Origin of the sequence: Actinomadura luteofluorescens (assembly GCF_013409365.1) — a bacterium.
Classification (GTDB): Bacteria; Actinomycetota; Actinomycetes; order Streptosporangiales; family Streptosporangiaceae; genus Spirillospora; species Spirillospora luteofluorescens.
This window is the reverse complement of the sequence record NZ_JACCBA010000001.1, coordinates 4,041,433-4,057,704: the sequence shown is the minus strand read 5'-3', so window position 1 is coordinate 4,057,704 and position 16,272 is coordinate 4,041,433. Positions and strand designations below refer to the sequence as shown.

Sequence of the window (16,272 nt, the reverse complement as noted above, 5' to 3'; positions counted from 1 at the left end):
TCAGAAGAGGACGAAAGCCTCCGTCCGTACGGTCGGTAACCCCAACCCCGTACCCCGGAGGCGGTAGATGAGCGGACGATCGGAGTTCGGGCGCCGCGCGGTGTCGGCCGGGCGCGCGGTGTCGGCCGGTCGGGTGGTGTCGGCCGCGCGGGCGGGCGGGATGTTCGCCCGCAGCGGCCTGTGGCGTCCCGGCCCGCCGCTGCGGGTCGCCCGCCAGCTCGGCGCCCTGCGCCGCTGGGGCACCCTGCTCGGCGGGACGCTCGCCTCCGCCGCCGCCCGCGACCCCGGCGCCGTCGCGATCGTCGACGACGACGGGGAACTCACGTACGCGGAGGTCGACGCCCGCACCGACCGGCTCGCCGCCGCCCTCACCGCCCCCGGCTCCGCCCCCGAACATGGGGCCGCGCCGCGCGTAGCCGTCCTGTGCCGCAACCACCGCGGCATGGTCGAGGCGCTCGTCGCGTGCAGCAAGCGCGGCTCGGACCTCGTCCTGCTGAACACCGGGATGAGCACCGAGCAGCTCGTGACCGTCCTGCGGCGGCAGGAGGTCGAAGTGGTGATCGCCGACGCGGAGTTCGCCGGCTTCATCGCGGCCGTGCCGAAGACCGTGCGGGTGGTCACCGCCGGCGGGAGGGGCTCGGAGCTGGAGAACCTCATCGTCACGGCGCCCGCCGCGCCGATCGGCCCCCCGGCCAGAGCGGGCCGGACGATCGTCCTCAGCTCCGGCACGACCGGCCGCCCCAAGGGCGCCGACCGGCACTCGCGCCCCGGGCTGTCGCCGCTCACGTCGATCCTGTCCCGCCTCCCCTACCGGGTGCACGAGCGGATGTTCATCGAGGCGCCGCTGTTCCACACCTGGGGCTACGCGATGCTCCAGATCGCGGTCTCGCTCCGCGCCACGATCGTCCTGCGGGCCCGGTTCGACCCCGAGCAGACGCTCCGCACGATCGACCAGACCCGCGCGACCGCGCTGGTCGCCGTCCCGGTCATGCTGCAACGCGTCCTGGACGTGCCGGAGGCCGCGCGCCGCAAGCACGACACGTCCTCGCTTCGGATCGCGGCCGTCAGCGGCTCGGCGCTGCCCGCGACGCTCGCCACCGCCTTCATGGACGAGTTCGGCGACGTCCTCTACAACCTGTACGGGTCGACGGAGGCGTCCTGGGTGACCATCGCGACGCCCGCCGACCTGCGAGCCCGCCCCGACACCGCGGGCACGCCGCCGCCGGGGACGCGGGTCGCGGTCCTGGACGACGAGGGCGCCCCCGTCCCGCCCGGCACCACGGGCCGGATCTTCGCCGCGAACGAGCTGCTGTTCGCCGGCTACACCAGCGGCGACACCAAGGAGATGCGCGACGGCCTGATGAGCCTCGGCGACGTCGGGCACCTCGACGAGCAGGGCCGCCTGTTCGTGCACGGCCGCGACGACGACATGATCGTCTCGGGCGGGGAGAACGTCTTCCCCAGCGCGATCGAGGAGGTGCTGGAGAGGCTGCCGCAGGTGCGGGAGGTCGCGGTGGTCGGCGTCCCGGACGAGGAGTTCGGCCGGCGCGCCGCCGCGTTCGTCGTCCTGCGCGAGGGCGAGACCCTCGACGAGGACGCCGTCCGCGCCCACGTCCGCGACCACCTGGCCCGCTACGCCGTCCCACGCGACGTCCACTTCCTGGACGCCCTCCCCCGCAACCCCACCGGCAAGGTCCTGCGCCGAGCCCTCCCCACCTGAACCCCACTCGAGCCACCCCGGACAACACCCAGTCAAACGCCCACCGGCGAGGCCCGTGGGGACGTGCGGCAGGCGGGGATGTGCGGCTGGCGGGTCACACTGCGGCGGGTGGGCGGTGGCCGTCGAGGATGAACCAGAGGCGGGTGCGATGGGGGGTCTGGTCCAGGCCCCATTCGCCGGCGAGGGCGTCGATGACGGTGAGGCCGCGGCCGTGGTCGAGGCGGGGCGGGCCGTCGGGGTCGGCCTGGGCTGGGCCGTCGTCGGACACCTCGACGTGGAGGCGTCTGCCGTCGGTGGCGATCGTGACGCTGATGAGTCCGGAGCCGTGCAGGATGGCGTTGGCGACGCCCTCGGCGGTCATCAGCTCGACGTCGTCGAGGAGAGTCTCGTCGGCGAAGACCTTCGCGGCGCGCTCGCGGACGGCGCGGCGGGCGCGGCGGCCGCCGTCGCCCTCCCCGGTGAAGCCGATCGGTTCGCCGAGCCGTTCCATCCTCTCGGTCACTGCATCACCACACTCGGTTCAGGTAGCGTTCCGCAATCATTCACCTGCGCTGAGTGACCGGGCAACGCGACGTACGCTTTGATCTTGGCCTTTCCGGGACAGGTCGGCCTTAGGTGGCGGAGCTTACGGCAGGAGTCGCCGCTCCAACCGCACATCATGAAAAACATCTCCGTCGCGTGGGGCACTACTCACCCGGGCGCACAAAACCGGGATTATCTCCGTCTTCCAGCGAGAATCACCGCACACCTTCCTCATGTCACGCTGGGGCCCCACCCCTGGGAGGAACGCCATGTACGCGGTCGTCCTCGCCTGCGCTGCGCAGGTCGTCTACATCGTCGCTTACGTCCTGTTCAAGACGGCCGCGGGGCGGATGGACCCGCTCTCGGGTCGCCACGCGCTGCACGCCGCCGGGCTTCTCGTGCGGAGCCCGCGCTGGCTCGCCGGTCTCGCGGTGCTGATGGCGGGCTTCGGGCTCTCCGCGACCGCGCTGGTCGCCCTGCCCGTCGCGGCGACGCTGCCCGCCTACGGGCTCGGCCTCGTCCTGCTGCTGGTCGTTGGCATGAGCGGCTTCGGCGAGCGGCCCACGTCGCGCGAGTGGCTCGCCGTCCTCATCACGGTCGCCGCGATGGTCACGGCGGCGCTGTCGGTGCTGCCGGTGCCGCCAGGTCACGGCGGGGCCGTGCCGGACCGCCTCGGCGCCGCGGCGGCCGCGCTGCCGCTGTGGAAGGCCGCGCTGGTGTGCGTGCCCTCGCTGGCGGTCCCGCTGTGGATGTTCTGCGTGCGCGACCGCGCGGTCGGCGGCCGGCACGCGCGCCCGCTGACGGGCATCGCCTACGGGATCGGCGCGGGCGTCCTGCTCGGCGCGACCGAGGTCTTCGGGGAGGGCATGGCGATGATGTTCGCGGCGGGCCGGGCGGCGGACGTGCCGTCCTCGCCGCACCCCTACCTGTTCCTGCTCGCGGGCGTGCTCGGCGTCGGGCTGCTGTCGATCGGCCTCCAGCGCTGCCGCCTCACCGTCATCGTCACCGTCGTCACGGTCACTGCGAAGACGCATCTGCTGCTGTCGGCCACGCTGCTGTACGCGGAGCCGTGGCCGCGCGAGCCCGTGCCGTTCTGGCTCCGGGCCGCGGGCGTCGGGCTGGCCGTACTGGCGCTGCTGGCGTTCCCCCGTCACGAGCGCCGGGCCCCGCTCGCTCCCCGCGGCCAGACGTCCCCGGGATCGGACGAGCCGCGCGAGCTGCCCACCGTCCTGCCATTGCGGTCGCACACGCTGCCCGTGGTGCCGCCGTCCCGTCCGGGCGGGGCGCCGCCCGTGCCGCCGTCCCAGATCAGCGCGCCTCCCGGTGGATGGCCGGTGGCGAACCGGCAGACCCACCCGGGCAACGCCAATCTAGGCAGTGTCAAGATAGAGTGGAGGTGATCCCGAGAGAAAGGACCGCGTGATGGCGGAGGACCCCGGCTTCGCACGGCAGATGTGGCACCAGCTCGAACCCCTCCACGCCCTGTTCTGGTACTCCCCGGAGGTCTTCGCGGAGGCGCGCGGGCTTGGCCATGACGTGGAGACGCGCTGGCCGAGCTACTTCGCCTGGCGTGCCGCACCGCTCGGCGCCGCGGGCAGCCGGGCCGTGTCGGCCGCCTTCTACAGCTTCAGCCCGCGCATGGTGGCCGAGCACATCCCCGCCGCCTGGACGGTCGCGCCGCCCGACCGCGTCCTGGAGGCCCGCATGCGCGCAGTCGACAGCATGTATCGCGCGCTTCTCGGCGACGGGATCGGGGCGCCGGACCTGGCCGAGGCCGCTGAGCTGGCCCGGGCCGCCGTCGAGGCCGCGAGCACCGCCGGACGCCCCCTCGCCGCCGCCAACGCCGACCTGCCCTGGCCGGACGAGCCGCACCTCGTCCTGTGGCACGCCATCGGCATCCTGCGCGAGCAGCGCGGGGACGGGCACGTGGCCGCGCTCCTCGCCCGCGGGCTCGACCCGGTCGAGGCGCTGGTGTCGTTCGCCTCCGTCGGGGCCGCTTCGGTGGAGACGTTCGCGAGCCGCGGCTGGACGGGCGAGGAGTGGGCCGCCGCCCGCGACCGCCTCGCGTCCCGCGGGCTGGTCGACGCCGAAGGCGCCGCGACCGAGCGGGGACGCGAGCTGCGTGACGACATCGAGCGGACGACCGACGACCTCGCCTACGAGCCGTGGCGGACGCTCGGCGCCGCCAAGGCCGACCGGCTGGCGCAGCTCACGATGCCGATCCTGGTGAAGGTGCTGGAGACCGGCCTGATGCCCGCGCAGAACACGCTCGGCATCGGCAAGGTCCAGGCGCCGTCCCGCTGAGTCAGCGGGACGGGAGCCGCCAGGCGGTCCCCTCCAGGCGGCCCGTGTTGCCGAGGTCGATCGGCCCGTTGGCCGGGACGACCACGACGGGCCGTCCCGGCGCCGGACGGACCTCCAGGTACTTTCCGGCCACCGCCACCGTGTTCGCGTCGGTGACCGTGTTGCGCCAGACGATCACGAACTCGGCCTCGCGGCCCGGACGGATCGTCAGCGACTTCGGCCCCGCGTCCTCGACCTGCCTGGTGCCGGGCACGGTCGTCACGTCGAAGGGCTGCTGCTTCTCGTCGAGGACGCGCAGCGCCGGGTAGCCGTTCAGCCGGTACGGGCGGCTCCCGCAGTTGCGCAGGACGATCCGAGCGGCGCGCACGCCCATCGCGGCGTCCGGCTCGTTCATCGAGACGGCGATGCCCTCCGGCGTGCAGGGAGCCGGCGGCGGCGGCGAAGGCCGCCGCTGGACCGCGGGCATGGTGGGAGGCGGCGGTGTCGCGGCGGCGGGCCCCGTGGTGGATCCCGCGCCGCGCCCCCCGGCGTGTCCCGCGCCGGGCACGGCGGCGGTGCCGCACGCGCCGAGGGCGAGCGTGCCGAGGGCTGTGCCCGCTGCGCCGATCAGGCGGATACGGGTCCGCTTCGTGACGTTCACTCGCAGATCATCGCAAATGTCGGAGGCTGCGGGGGCGGGCGGGCCCGCGAGGCCGCACCACCGGGCGGTGCGGGGCGGAAGCGGGACGGCGCGACCGGAGGTGGGCGGCGCGGAGCGCGATCTCGATGCCGAACCGGGCCTCCGGGTCGGCCAGCGCGTCCCCGAGGATCTGCTCGATCTTGCGCATCCGGTACCGGACGGTCTGCGGGTGGATGTGCAGCCGCTCGGCGATCTCGGCGGCCGTGCCGCGGGTGACGAGCCAGGTCCGCAGGGTCTCGGTCAGGCGGTCCTGCTGGCCCGGGGTCATGCCGTCCAGGACGCCGAGGCGCCGCCGGGTCAGCTGCTCGACCAGCGCGGGGTCCGACAGCAGCCACAGCGTCACGAGGTTCTCCTCGCACAACGTCACCGGCCCGTCGAGGACGCCGTCCAGCGCGAGGCCGAGCGCCCGGCGCGCCCAGCGCAGCGAGTCGGTGGCCTGCCCGGCCGGCATCGCGAGACCGACCGCGATCCGGCGGCCCGGAAGCGCCTCCTCCAGCATCGCGCGGCGCTCGGGCGTGAACGGGCCGGGCAGGAGCAGGTGCGGCTCCGGGCACTCCAGTTCGGCGAGGACGTCCTCGTCCAGCGCCGTCCAGACGCAGTGGGCGGCCGGCTCGACGGCGACCAGCGTGACCCTGTCCGGCAGGGACCACCCGGCTCCGTCCGCCGCCGACTCCAGTTCGACGGCGGCAGTGGGATCGGCGCCGTCCGGGTCGGCGGCCGCGAGGAGGAGGCGCAGCAGCCGCCGGCGCCGCTCGTCCAACGCGAGGATGGGACGCGCCTTGGCGTGCAGGTAGCCGTCGAGCGACTGCGCGGCCAGCTCGTCCATGTAGGTCAGCAGCGCGTCGGCCAGCCGCGACAGCACGGCCGAGGAGATGTCGTGGCGCGGCGCGACCTTCATGACGCGGCGCCACGCGACCTGCCCGCCGATCCGGTACGCGGCCTGGAGGCTGTCCATGCTGCGGCCCTCGTGCGCCTCGTACTGGCCGAGCATCCGCGCCGTCCCGGCGGAGTCGTCGCCGGACGGCGGCCCGCCCGGCGCGGCGATCCTCTCGGCGAACACGGCCAGGTTGCGCTCGACGCCGAGCCGCAGCACGTGGCCGTAGGGCCCGTCGAGCGGCCGGGCGTACTCGGGGATGGCGCGCCGGATCTCGGCGACGATCTCCTCGGCGAGACTCGGCAGCTCCGGCCGGATCAGCTCGGCGAGCCGCGGCGGTAGGTGCGCGTCGGGAACGCCGGACGCGACGGCTCGGTTCATCGGCACACCTCGGTGCTTTCCATCGGCACACCTCCGTCTGCCCAGCTGTGCAGCGGGACGCCCCGACCGTACGCACCGCACGCACCCTTCTTCTGTAGGGCGAAGGAACAAAACCCCGCGACCACTGCTCACCTGCTGACAACCGAACACGCTGTATGCCTGGCGTGGTTGCGAGGAACCGGGGGTCAGGCGCAGAAGGCGGTGTCGGCCGCCTTAGTGAGGTCGGTCCGGAAGGTCTTGTCGTACTCCAGCTTGGACTCGTTGTAGGTGATGACGGCCTGGCTGCGTCCGTCGGCGCTGGTGTAGGTCCATGTGCGGTAGCCGGGGAAGCCGCCGTCGTGGCCCCACGCGTATCCGCAGGAGAACTTGATCCGGGCGACGCCGAGGCCGTAGTCCTCCACGATCCCGTCGTCGTCGACCGGCCGGACGTTCCGCAGCTCGCGCATCTGTTTCGCCGGCAGCAGCCGTCCGGTGAACAGGGCGCGGTGGAACCGGGCCACGTCGTCGACCGTGCTGACGATGCCGCCGGACGTCCGCGCGCTGGACGGGCTGATCTGCGTGCTCACGTCCCCGTAGTCGTAGTAGTACCCGTGCACGTACCGGCCGGGGAACGAGGGGTCGGCCGTCGGGTAGGACGTGTGCCGCAGCCGGAGCGGCGTGAAGATGCGCCGCTGGAACTCGGTGCCGACCGAGCGCCCGGTCGCCCTCTCGATGATCATCCCGGCCAGGATGTAGTTGGTGTTGGAGTAGTTCCAGTCCGTGCCGGGCGCGTACAGCGGCGGCTTCTCCATCGCGATCGCGACGAGCTCCTCCGGCGTCCAGGCCCGCGCGGGGTCGGACATCACCCGCGGGTCGGGCGTGTAGTCGTTCAGCCCGCTGGTCTGCGCGAGCAACTGCCGGATGGTGATCTTCGAGCCGTCGTTGCCGTGGCCGGCGACGGCGCCCGGCAGCCATCTGTCGACGGTGTCGTCCAGCGACAGCCGGCGCTCGGCGGCGAGCTGCAGCACGACCGTCGAGGTGAACGACTTGGTCACGCTCGCGATCCGGAACAGCAGCCGGTGGTCCATCGGGGCGCCGGTGGCCTTGTCGGACACGCCCGCGGTCACGTGCGAGACGCGCCCGCCGCGGCGGGTCATCACGATCACGCCGGGCGCGCCGTCGGCGACGAGCCGGTCGGCGGCGGCCCGCACCTTCCGGTCGAGCCCGTGCGGGCCCCGTGCCGGGCCGCCGCCCGCGGCCGGGGTGGCGCTCGCCGCCGGGGCGGCGACGAGGGCCGCCCCCGCGAGAAGGGCCGTACCGGCCATGAGGGCGGTGGCCGAGGCGGTGACGGAGATGCGCGACATGGGGTCCTCCTGGAAGGTCGTCCGCTGAACGTGATCAAGCCTTCCGGGCGGCGCGCGCGGCGGCACGGGGCCCAGAACCCGAGCGGGGGGTGTAGCTGACGACACCTGCCGGAGTGGGCCTCCGGCTGTATATTCGACATCGACTCCAATAGCAGGAGGTGCGCCATGCCGGTCGCCGTGCCCGACGCCGAGGTCGCGATCATCGGGGCCGGGGTGAGCGGGATCGGGATGGGGATCGCGCTCCAGCGCGCCGGCATCGACGACTTCGTCATCCTGGAGCGCGCCGGTGACATCGGCGGGACGTGGCGCGACAACGTCTACCCCGGCATCGGCGTGGACGTGCCCGCGCAGGCGTACCAGTTCAGCTACGCCCTCAACCCGCGCTGGAGCAGGGTGTTCGCCCCCGGCTCCGAGGTCAAGGAGTACCTCGACCGGCTCGCCGACCGGTACGGCATGCGCCGCCACGTCCGCCTGCGCACCGAGGTCACCGAACGGGTCTGGGACGAGGGCGCCGGGCTCTGGCGCCTGCGGACGCCCGCCGGGGAGGTGACGGCCCGCTTCGTGGTCAGCGCGATCGGCGCGTTCGTCGACCCCAAGCCGGCAGGCATCGCGGGCCTCGACGACTTCGAAGGGACGGTGCTGCGCTCGTCAGGCTGGGACCACGGCTACGACCTGACCGGCAGGCGGGTCGCGGTCATCGGGACGGGCGCCAGCGCCGTCCAGATCATCCCGGAGATCGCACCCCGGACCGCGCGCCTCGACGTCTACCAGCGCACCCCGATCTGGGTGGGCCCGAAGCTCGACGCGCCCGTCCCGCCCCCGGTGCGGTGGCTGTTCCGGCGTGCCCCGCGCGTCCAGGACGCCGTGCGCCGGGCGGCCACGCGCGGCGTCGAGAAGGTCCTGGTCGACCTGGTCGTCGGGCACGGCAAGGCGCCGTACGTCGCGCAAGGCGGCGCGCGGCTGGCCCGGTCCCTCTGGTACCGGACGCAGGTCAAGGATCCCGACACGCGCCGGAGGCTGACCCCCGGTTACGGCCTCGGCTGCAAGCGCCCGTCCGTCTCCAACACCTACCTCAGAACCTTCAACCGGCCGAACGTCGCCCTGGTCACCGACGCCATCGACCGGGTCACCTCCACGGGCGTCCTCACCGTGGACGGTCGCGAACGCGACGTGGACGCCTTCATCCTCGCGACGGGGTTCCGCCTCGCCAGCGATCCGGAGGTCTACCGCCGGACCCCGGTGCGCGGCCGCGACGGTTTCGACCTCGCGACCTTCTACACCGAGAACCGGCTCGCGTCCTACGAGGGCATCAGCATCCCCGGGCTGCCCAACCACTTCATGATGTTCGGGCCGTACGGCTGGGTCGGCGGCACCTGGCACCAGCTCGTCGAGACGACGTCGGCCCATGTCGTCCGCGTGCTCCAGGAGGCCCGCCGCCGGGGCGCGACCTCGGTGGAGGTGCGTCCCGAACCGACCGAGCGCTGGACGCACCGCATGCGCGAGCGCCTCGCCGGCTCGCTGTGGGCGACCAACGGCTGCGCCACCGCGAACAGCTACTACTTCGACCACCACGGCGACACCCCCTATCTGCGGCCGACGAGTGCGGCGCAGGCCGCGCACGCCGCCCGCACGTTCCCGCTGGACGACTACGCCTACTCGGCCCCCGACACGTCCCCCGCGTCCGAGGAGAGGTCCGCATGACCCAGCACCCCATCCAGACCCGCCGGGTCGCCTTCGACCACCCGAAAGGGTCCCTGCGCCGCCACTACGTGGACGGCGACCTGGTCATGAGCCACCTCGTGGCCCTGCTGTCGGCGACGTTCCCCCCGGGCGAGGACTTCTTCGTCCGGTCGGTGCGGCACTACCGCGACCGCATCACCGACCCGGATCTCGCCGCCCAGGTGCGCGGCTTCATCGGGCAGGAGGTCGTCCACGGCCGCGAACACGACCACCTCAACACGACCCTGCGCGCGATGGGCTACCCGACCCACCGCATCTCCGCCGTCGTCAAGCGCGACCTCCGCCTCGCCGACCGCTTCCTGCCGCCGATCGTCCGCCTCGGCTTCACCGCCGGGCTGGAGCACTACACCGCGACCGCGGCCGAGTGCCTGCTCACCGACCCGCGCGCGCAGAAACTGCTCGGAGACACCAGCGTCCGGTCGATCCTGCTGTGGCACGCGCTGGAGGAGTCCGAGCACAAGGCCGTCGCGTTCGACGTCTTCCGGCATGTCGGCGGCACCGAGCGCACCCGCGTCCGGACCATGCGGGTCATCAGCGCCGGGTTCCTGTTCCTCATGGTCACCGGCACGTTCATCTCGCTGCTGGGCGACCCCGCGACCTACCGTCCCGGACGGCTGCGCCGCAGCCTCGTCGCGCTGCGCCACTCGCCGTTCCTCAAGCGCGACGTGATCCGGAGGCTGCGCGCCTACAACGAGCCCGGCTTCCACCCGGACGACTTCGACAGCACCGACCTGCTGGAACGCTGGCGCGAGGAGCTCTTCGGCGCCGAGGGGACCCTCACCGCCAACCTCAAATGACCGCCTTCCGTCCGGTTCTGGTCACCGAGGGGTGATGACGGTGCGGTCCCCGTCCGGCTCGTAGGCCACGACCTGGACGACCGGCAGGCGGCCCGCGTCGCCGTCGCGCGGGCCCGGCACCACGAGCAGGGGAGCCTCGCCCCGCCCGTCCGCCGTGTCCTCGTGGGAGCCCAGCTCGCCGATCGACCTCAGCCGCGCGACGCCCGGCCCGGCCGCGGCCACCAGCCGCCAGCGCCGAGGCGACCGCCACCACACGGCGGCGGCCGACGTCGCGCCGGACGAGACGCGGTCGCTGTTCGTCCCGCCCCGCTCGGACAGCGCCCGCCCGTCCTCGGAGATCAGGATCGACGTGCCCGGCGCGCCCGACGAGACCGAGTCCACCGTCAGCAGGGTCGCCCGGCCGCCGCCGTCGGGCAGCTCGCCGCTCCAGAGCCGGCCCAGCCGCAGGTCGCCCGACTCGCTCAGCGTCGCCGCCCCCGCGCAGGCGACCGCGTTCAGCGCCGCCCACGCGGACCGCGCCTCCTGCTCCAGCCTCTTCTGTTCCGGCGTCCCCCGCTTCGGAGGCACCCGCCTCTGCGGCTCCTGCTTCGGCGGCTCCTGGTCCGGCGCGTCCCGGAACCACACGCGCGGCGCCGCCGACCGCGGATCGTTCGAGGCGAGCTGCGTGATCGTCTGCATCCCGGACGTCATCTGGAACACCAGGTAGTTCTGGCAGCGCGGCGTGAACCAGTTCCACGGCAGCGGCGCGCTCAGCCCGTCCCGGACGGCCACCGGCTGCCACTCCGGAGACCGCCCCGACGGCACCGCCACCCGCACGTCCAGCAGCCATGGCGGAACGAGGTAGCGCCACGTCATGCCCACCATGACGAGCTGCCCGGCGTCCGTCCCGAGCTTGCGGACCGACTCCACGCCCCGCGACCGCCGCCGCTCGAAGTACTGCGCCACGCTGGGCATGTCCCGTGGTCCGGGGGAGTCGCGCAGGACAACGAGGGACGCCCCGTCCACCGTCCCGGCGTACATGACGGCGACGCGGCCGACCGGCGGATCGCGGCGATCGCCCCGCCACGCGTCCGCGGCCCGTCGCAGCAGCGCCGCGTCATGGAGCAGCCCGCCCTGGGACGGCCACTCCTCGACGGTCGGCGCGCTGGACGCCAGCCACGCGCGCGCGCCGATCAAAGTGGGCGTGCCGTGGCCCTCGTCCGTCCGGGAGAAGACGGTCGCGGAGACCGCCAGCACCACCGCCGCGACCACGCCCGCCGCGGTGACGCCCACCATGGAGGCACGTCTCGCTGGCGGGACGGTGACCGGCGGGCGCAGCCGGACGAGGTCGGGCTCGAACGCCTCGATCTCGGCCCGCTGCCCGGCCTCGTCCAGTCCCGTCCGGGCGTCCACGGCGTCGACGACGCGGTCCACGTCTTCGAAGCGGATCGCGAGATGTCCGCTTAACTCCGCGACGACCTCGGGAGCGGTGAGGCCGTCCCGATACAGCAGATAGGCGAGCCGCTCGTCCGGCGGAAACTCCGGCAGAGCCGCCCGGACGGGGCCCGGCTCGATCCGCGCGGGCTCGAAGAGGAGACCGTGCAGCCGGTGCCGCCCGGTCGGCGGATCCGTGAGCAGGATCGTGACGAGCCGCGCCCGCTTGGCCGGATATCCACCGCGCCGTGCCCGCATGGCCCCGGCGGCGGCCCGGCGAGCGCGCGAGAGCGGGTGGTCACCATCGTCCAGCGTCAGGTAAGCGAGCCGCAGAAGGCGGCCGTAATGCTCGCGTTCCACCCTTGGCACCGCCCCTCTTCTCTTTGCATTGTGCGCCATGGGCGGCGACCACGGGGCGCGGCCGGGACGCGGTCCCCAGGGAGCAGGAACCACGCCCCGGCCGGGAGCTTGCTCATGACGGGAGCAGGGGAGCGGTCAGAAGCGGGCGCCGGTCAGAAGTGCAGGATGTGGCCGCCGGTCTGGACGTTGGCGCAGACGGCGTTGGTGTAGCGGGCGCTGGCCGAGACGGGCGTGCCCCGCCACAGCCCCTGGACGGTGGCGACGACCGGGCTGTAGTACGTCGGGCAGCCCGCCGGCAGCGGCGGGATCTTCCGGAAGTCACCGCCGGCCTTGATCAGGTCGTCGCAGGCCGCCGCGGCGTCGGGATGGGTGCCGCCGGCCGGCTCGCACTCCAGCGTGACGGACTTGGGAGCCGGGCCCGTGCTGATCTCGGGTGCGACGCTCACGGTGAGCCGGGTGGCCGCAGCGGCGTTCGCGGGCACGGCGTTCGCTGGCAGGGCGTTCGCGGGCAGGGCCGAGGCCGCCACCGCGCCGAGGGCCAGGACGGCCCCGCCTAATGCGGCGCGCATTCTGTACTCCACTTTGAGAATCTCCTCACCTCGAGACGGACAAACGCACAGCGATTAGAGCACGATGATTGGCACGTTCCCGCGTCCTGAACCGGTCATGACCACAAGAGGTTCCCCTCTTCCCGCCCCAAAATGATGATCTTGTATAACCGCAAAGGGCCCATTCCAGCCGCCGATGGACGGCGACTCGGCCGCACGCTACGCCGCAACCGGCCGAGGAGACGATCCGGGATCGGACCGAACGATCACCCCGGCGAACGCATGGACGCCTTGGCCGGGCGCAGGGGCCTCGGGTCGCTCGCCGCGGTCGAGCCGGTGGTCCGTGCCGAGACGAGCATCGAACGTGAATGGCGTTGACATTGAAATCGCATCGCCGTCGAATAATTGACGATTGTTCACGTTCTGTTTGATCATCCTCTCATTCGCTCTTCGTGAATCCGGCCTCTCCGCTGGCCGGGCCCCCGCACGAAACGGAGTTCCGAATGAGAAAGCCCCTGCTCGCCGTCCTGGCCGCGGCTCCTCTCGCGGCCGTCCTGGCCACACCCGCGCAGGCGGTGACCCCCAACGCTCCCCTCACCCTCGCCGCACCCGGTCAGGGCGTCAGCGGCCAGTACATCGTGACGCTGAAGTCCGGCGTCTCGGTAGGCAAGACCGCTTCCAAGCACGGCATCCGCACCGGCCACCGGTTCGGGAAGGTGCTGAACGGCTTCTCCGCGAAGCTCAGCTCCGACCAGCTCGCCCAGCTTCGCCGGACGCCCGGTGTCGCGTCCGTCGAACAGGACGCGGTCGTGCACCTCGCCACCACGCAGCAGAACCCGCCGTCCTGGGGAATCGACCGCATCGACCAGGACAGCCTCCCGCTCTCCAAGAGCTACACCTACAACGCGGCCGGGTCCGGAGTGACCGCCTACATCATCGACACCGGCATCTACCCGTCCCACCCGGACTTCGGGGGCAGGGCCAGCAACGTCTACGACGCCACGGGCGGCAACGGCGTCGACTGCAACGGCCACGGGACGCACGTCGCGGGGACGGTCGGCGGCACCACCTACGGCGTCGCCAAGAAGGTGAACCTGCGCGGCGTTCGCGTCCTGAACTGCCAGGGCAGCGGTACCAACTCCGGCGTCATCGCCGGCATGAACTGGGTCGCCCAGAACCACAGTGGCCCGTCCGTGGCGAACATGTCGCTCGGCGGAGGTTACTCGTCCTCGGTGAACTCGGCCGCGAACAGCCTCGCGAGCTCTGGCGTCTTCCTGGCCGTCGCCGCGGGCAACGACAACGGCAACGCCTGCAACTACTCGCCGGCCAGCGCGAGCAACGCCACCACCGTCGCGGCGAGCACCAGCACCGACGCCAAGGCGTCCTACAGCAACTACGGCAACTGCGTGGAGCTGTACGCGCCCGGGACGGGCATCACCTCCACCTGGCTCAACGGCGGGACCAACACCATCAGCGGCACGTCGATGGCGACCCCGCACGTCACCGGTGTCGCCGCGCTCTACAAGTCCGCGAACGGGGACGCGTCCTACAGCACGATCCGCAGCTGGCTCGTCAACAACGCCGTCAGCGGAAAGATCACCGGAAACCCCTCCGGAACCCCCAACCTCCTTCTGAGCAAGCGCTCCCTCTGAAAACCCACGTCGATGGGCCGCCAGGACGGCGGCCCATCGACGCTGCGGCGTCTCAGCAACAGAGACGGCCCGCGTTGGGACGGCTCAACGGTGCAGCGCTCCGCGCACGGTGATGCCGTGCCGTGTGCGCAGCCGCCGCAGCTCCCACATCGCCACAGCGGTGACGGACAGCGGGGCGCCCAGGATGAACGCCAGCCGTACCCCGAGCGGGGCTCCGCCGTAGGCGCCCTGGAACACGTCGAAGATGGCGACCTCCCAGACGAGCAGCGTCGCGAGGAGCGGCGGGACCGTGTCATGCAGGTCGGCGGTCCGGAAGACGTGCACGAGTGACTGCACGATGCCGTAGAGACCGAACGGGATGTACCACAACGAGAAGGCGCCGATCGCGAACAGCAGCACCACCCGCCATGGCGATGCCGTCCAGTCCGTGTCCTCGGACACGTAGCCCATCCCCGTGGCCAGCCTCGGCGCTGCGAGTGTGACGATCAGCGTGATCAGCGCCACGGCCGGCTTGACCGCGCGGCGCAGGAACAGGCGCCGGTTGGGCGGACGGGCCGCCGCGATGAAGACGACGACCGCGATCGGGAACGTCACCGCCAGCGTGATGAGGGTGGTACGGATCTGGGCGAATCGGTCGTCCAGCACGGCATTGGCGTCCGAGGCCAGCCCGTAGGAGAACAGCATCCACGTGACGGCGACCAGACCGACGACCGTCCGCCAGATCTGCGCCTTCTTCACCACCGGGTCGTGCACACGGTCCTGCCGGGACGGCGTGAAAACCGCGTTCCCCACGGCGATCGGATTGAAGAGACGCCCAAAGGTCATCCGCCGCCGCTGCCTCGGCTGCCACGGCCCCTGCTGTTGCTGCCAAGGCCCTTGGGGCGGCGGCCCCTGGTGCCAGGGCCCTTGGGGCGGCGGCCCCTGCTGCCATGGGCCTTGCGGCGGCGGCCCGGGCTGCCACCCCGGCCCCGGCGCCTGTCCTCCTCCATAGGGATTCACCGCGCCCCGCCTCCGCTTCCGCCCATCCCCGCGTCCTTCCCGTCGCCGAGCCCAGAGGTCACGAGGAGAATACGCAAGATCTCAGCGAGTGAAACAGCTTTTTTCACCCACAACCACCCACCGCGCCAACCTCCCCACCCAAACACCACAACCCCACACCCCCACCGCCCTCCCATCCAGACCCCTGCGGCCCCTCACACCCCCACCACGCCGCCCCGCCCCGACCACGCCGCCCCCCGCTCCGACTACGCCGCCCCCCGCTCCGACCACGCCGCCCCCCGGCCCGACCGCACGCCTTTGCGCCCAGCCCGCACCGCCACCCGCACTCCCCGACCGCACCGACCTCGCGCCACGGTTTGGTCGACCTCACACCGAGTTCGTGCTCCTACCGCGCGCGTCACGGTTGCGTCCCATCGCGTCGCGCTCGCGCCACGGTTGTGCCGAGCCCGTGCCGAGCGCGCGTCACGGCCGCCCCCCTTGCACCCTTTCGTGCCGAGCCCGCGCCGAGCCCGTACCACGGCTGCCGCCCTTGCGACCTCGCGCGGCGAGCCGTGCTTCGACTGCGCTGCCCCTTGGGCCGCAACTACGCCGACGCCGCGACCGCGTCGCGCTCGCGCCCGGTTGCGTCGAGCGCGTGGTAGGCGCGGTCGTTCCTTCCTTGCGCGAGAACCGAGGTTGGCGGGCGCAGCTGCCGGGGCTTGCTGGTTGCTGATCTGTTTTCGCAGGTAAGGCGCAATCTTCGGATTTAGGCGCGATTTCTGTTATCCGTACGCGGCGGTCGGGTCTCCCAGGTGTCCGACAAATCCCTGGAAACTCGGAAGGCAGGCTGACGTGAGCGAGAGGAACAACGCGGGGTCGAGGCGGAGTCCCCGGACGCGTCGCGGGAGCTACGGGCGGGCGCCGCGTCCGAGCGGGCGTTGGTGGGCCGCCGTCGGCGCGA

General features: G+C 72.7%; 14 protein-coding genes. 6 read left to right on the top strand and 8 right to left on the bottom strand.

Features of this window, described 5'->3' with window-relative positions; translation table 11 throughout:
* Positions 1 to 67 precede the first annotated feature (67 nt).
* Entirely contained in the window at positions 68 to 1,720 is a 1,653-nt protein-coding gene (locus tag BJY14_RS18665; RefSeq protein WP_179844794.1) for an AMP-binding protein, read from the top strand.
* A gap of 94 nt (positions 1,721 to 1,814) precedes the next feature.
* Here the strand turns inward: BJY14_RS18665 and BJY14_RS18660 are convergent, their stop codons facing one another.
* The gene (locus BJY14_RS18660; protein WP_312879304.1) at positions 1,815 to 2,222 is read right to left on the bottom strand and encodes an ATP-binding protein; all 408 of its coding nucleotides are present in this window, start codon (positions 2,220 to 2,222) and stop codon (positions 1,815 to 1,817) included.
* A 289-nt stretch (positions 2,223 to 2,511) separates the two neighbouring features.
* Between BJY14_RS18660 and BJY14_RS18655 the strand changes: the two genes are divergently transcribed.
* Both BJY14_RS18655 and BJY14_RS18650 read left to right on the top strand, forming a co-directional pair.
* Complete coding sequence (locus BJY14_RS18655) at positions 2,512 to 3,642, top strand: hypothetical protein (protein ID WP_179844793.1); 1,131 nt, start codon at positions 2,512 to 2,514, stop codon at positions 3,640 to 3,642.
* Positions 3,643 to 3,664: 22 nt separating this feature from the next.
* Positions 3,665 to 4,546, top strand: a complete 882-nt coding sequence (locus tag BJY14_RS18650; protein WP_179844792.1) for an SCO6745 family protein — start codon at positions 3,665 to 3,667, stop codon at positions 4,544 to 4,546.
* A 1-nt stretch (position 4,547) separates the two neighbouring features.
* On the opposite strand, the gene BJY14_RS45290 is transcribed toward BJY14_RS18650, so the two are convergent.
* The 3 genes from BJY14_RS45290 to BJY14_RS18635 form a co-directional block, all read right to left on the bottom strand.
* Entirely contained in the window at positions 4,548 to 5,186 is a 639-nt protein-coding gene (locus BJY14_RS45290) for a DUF4232 domain-containing protein (RefSeq protein WP_179844791.1), read from the bottom strand.
* 7 nt (positions 5,187 to 5,193) lie between these two features.
* Positions 5,194 to 6,480 (bottom strand): PucR family transcriptional regulator, encoded by a 1,287-nt coding sequence (locus BJY14_RS18640; protein WP_179844790.1) that lies wholly within the window; start codon positions 6,478 to 6,480, stop codon positions 5,194 to 5,196.
* 185 nt (positions 6,481 to 6,665) lie between these two features.
* A complete protein-coding gene (locus BJY14_RS18635; RefSeq protein WP_179844789.1) occupies positions 6,666 to 7,823 on the bottom strand; it encodes a serine hydrolase domain-containing protein in 1,158 nt (385 codons plus the stop codon).
* A gap of 165 nt (positions 7,824 to 7,988) precedes the next feature.
* Between BJY14_RS18635 and BJY14_RS18630 the strand changes: the two genes are divergently transcribed.
* Positions 7,989 to 9,524, top strand: a complete 1,536-nt coding sequence (locus tag BJY14_RS18630) for a flavin-containing monooxygenase (RefSeq protein WP_179844788.1) — start codon at positions 7,989 to 7,991, stop codon at positions 9,522 to 9,524.
* On the top strand, positions 9,521 to 10,360 hold the full coding sequence (locus BJY14_RS18625; RefSeq protein ID WP_179844787.1) for a metal-dependent hydrolase: 840 nt from the start codon (positions 9,521 to 9,523) through the stop codon (positions 10,358 to 10,360). Before BJY14_RS18630 ends, BJY14_RS18625 begins: the two co-directional genes overlap by 4 nt.
* A 21-nt stretch (positions 10,361 to 10,381) precedes the next feature.
* On the opposite strand, the gene BJY14_RS18620 is transcribed toward BJY14_RS18625, so the two are convergent.
* From BJY14_RS18620 to BJY14_RS18610, 3 genes are all read right to left on the bottom strand, one after another.
* Entirely contained in the window at positions 10,382 to 12,142 is a 1,761-nt protein-coding gene (locus BJY14_RS18620) for a hypothetical protein (RefSeq protein WP_218905485.1), read from the bottom strand.
* Positions 12,143 to 12,285: 143 nt separating this feature from the next.
* Positions 12,286 to 12,702, bottom strand: coding sequence for an SSI family serine proteinase inhibitor (locus tag BJY14_RS18615; protein ID WP_179844785.1), 417 nt, complete (start codon positions 12,700 to 12,702; stop codon positions 12,286 to 12,288).
* 198 nt (positions 12,703 to 12,900) lie between these two features.
* A complete protein-coding gene (locus BJY14_RS18610; protein ID WP_179844784.1) occupies positions 12,901 to 13,116 on the bottom strand; it encodes a hypothetical protein in 216 nt (71 codons plus the stop codon).
* Positions 13,117 to 13,184: 68 nt separating this feature from the next.
* Here BJY14_RS18610 and BJY14_RS18605 point away from each other — a divergent pair, with 68 nt between their 5' ends.
* Positions 13,185 to 14,333 carry a S8 family peptidase gene (locus tag BJY14_RS18605; protein WP_179844783.1) on the top strand — a complete coding sequence of 383 codons (1,149 nt, stop codon included), beginning with the start codon at positions 13,185 to 13,187 and terminating at the stop codon, positions 14,331 to 14,333.
* A gap of 84 nt (positions 14,334 to 14,417) precedes the next feature.
* On the opposite strand, the gene BJY14_RS18600 is transcribed toward BJY14_RS18605, so the two are convergent.
* Positions 14,418 to 15,125: a hypothetical protein gene (locus BJY14_RS18600; RefSeq protein ID WP_179844782.1), complete on the bottom strand. Its 708-nt coding sequence runs from the start codon at positions 15,123 to 15,125 to the stop codon at positions 14,418 to 14,420.
* Positions 15,126 to 16,272 lie beyond the last annotated feature (1,147 nt).

Coding starts and splice junctions, on each gene's coding strand:
- BJY14_RS18610 (WP_179844784.1), bottom strand. CDS start 13,116: ATGATCAAACAGAACGTGAACAATCGTCAATTATTCGACGGCGATGCG.
- BJY14_RS18630 (WP_179844788.1), top strand. CDS start 7,989: ATGCCGGTCGCCGTGCCCGACGCCGAGGTCGCGATCATCGGGGCCGGG.
- BJY14_RS18625 (WP_179844787.1), top strand. CDS start 9,521: ATGACCCAGCACCCCATCCAGACCCGCCGGGTCGCCTTCGACCACCCG.
- BJY14_RS18665 (WP_179844794.1), top strand. CDS start 68: ATGAGCGGACGATCGGAGTTCGGGCGCCGCGCGGTGTCGGCCGGGCGC.
- BJY14_RS18615 (WP_179844785.1), bottom strand. CDS start 12,702: ATGCGCGCCGCATTAGGCGGGGCCGTCCTGGCCCTCGGCGCGGTGGCG.
- BJY14_RS18635 (WP_179844789.1), bottom strand. CDS start 7,823: ATGTCGCGCATCTCCGTCACCGCCTCGGCCACCGCCCTCATGGCCGGT.
- BJY14_RS18650 (WP_179844792.1), top strand. CDS start 3,665: ATGGCGGAGGACCCCGGCTTCGCACGGCAGATGTGGCACCAGCTCGAA.
- BJY14_RS18655 (WP_179844793.1), top strand. CDS start 2,512: ATGTACGCGGTCGTCCTCGCCTGCGCTGCGCAGGTCGTCTACATCGTC.
- BJY14_RS18605 (WP_179844783.1), top strand. CDS start 13,185: ATGAGAAAGCCCCTGCTCGCCGTCCTGGCCGCGGCTCCTCTCGCGGCC.
- BJY14_RS18640 (WP_179844790.1), bottom strand. CDS start 6,480: ATGAACCGAGCCGTCGCGTCCGGCGTTCCCGACGCGCACCTACCGCCG.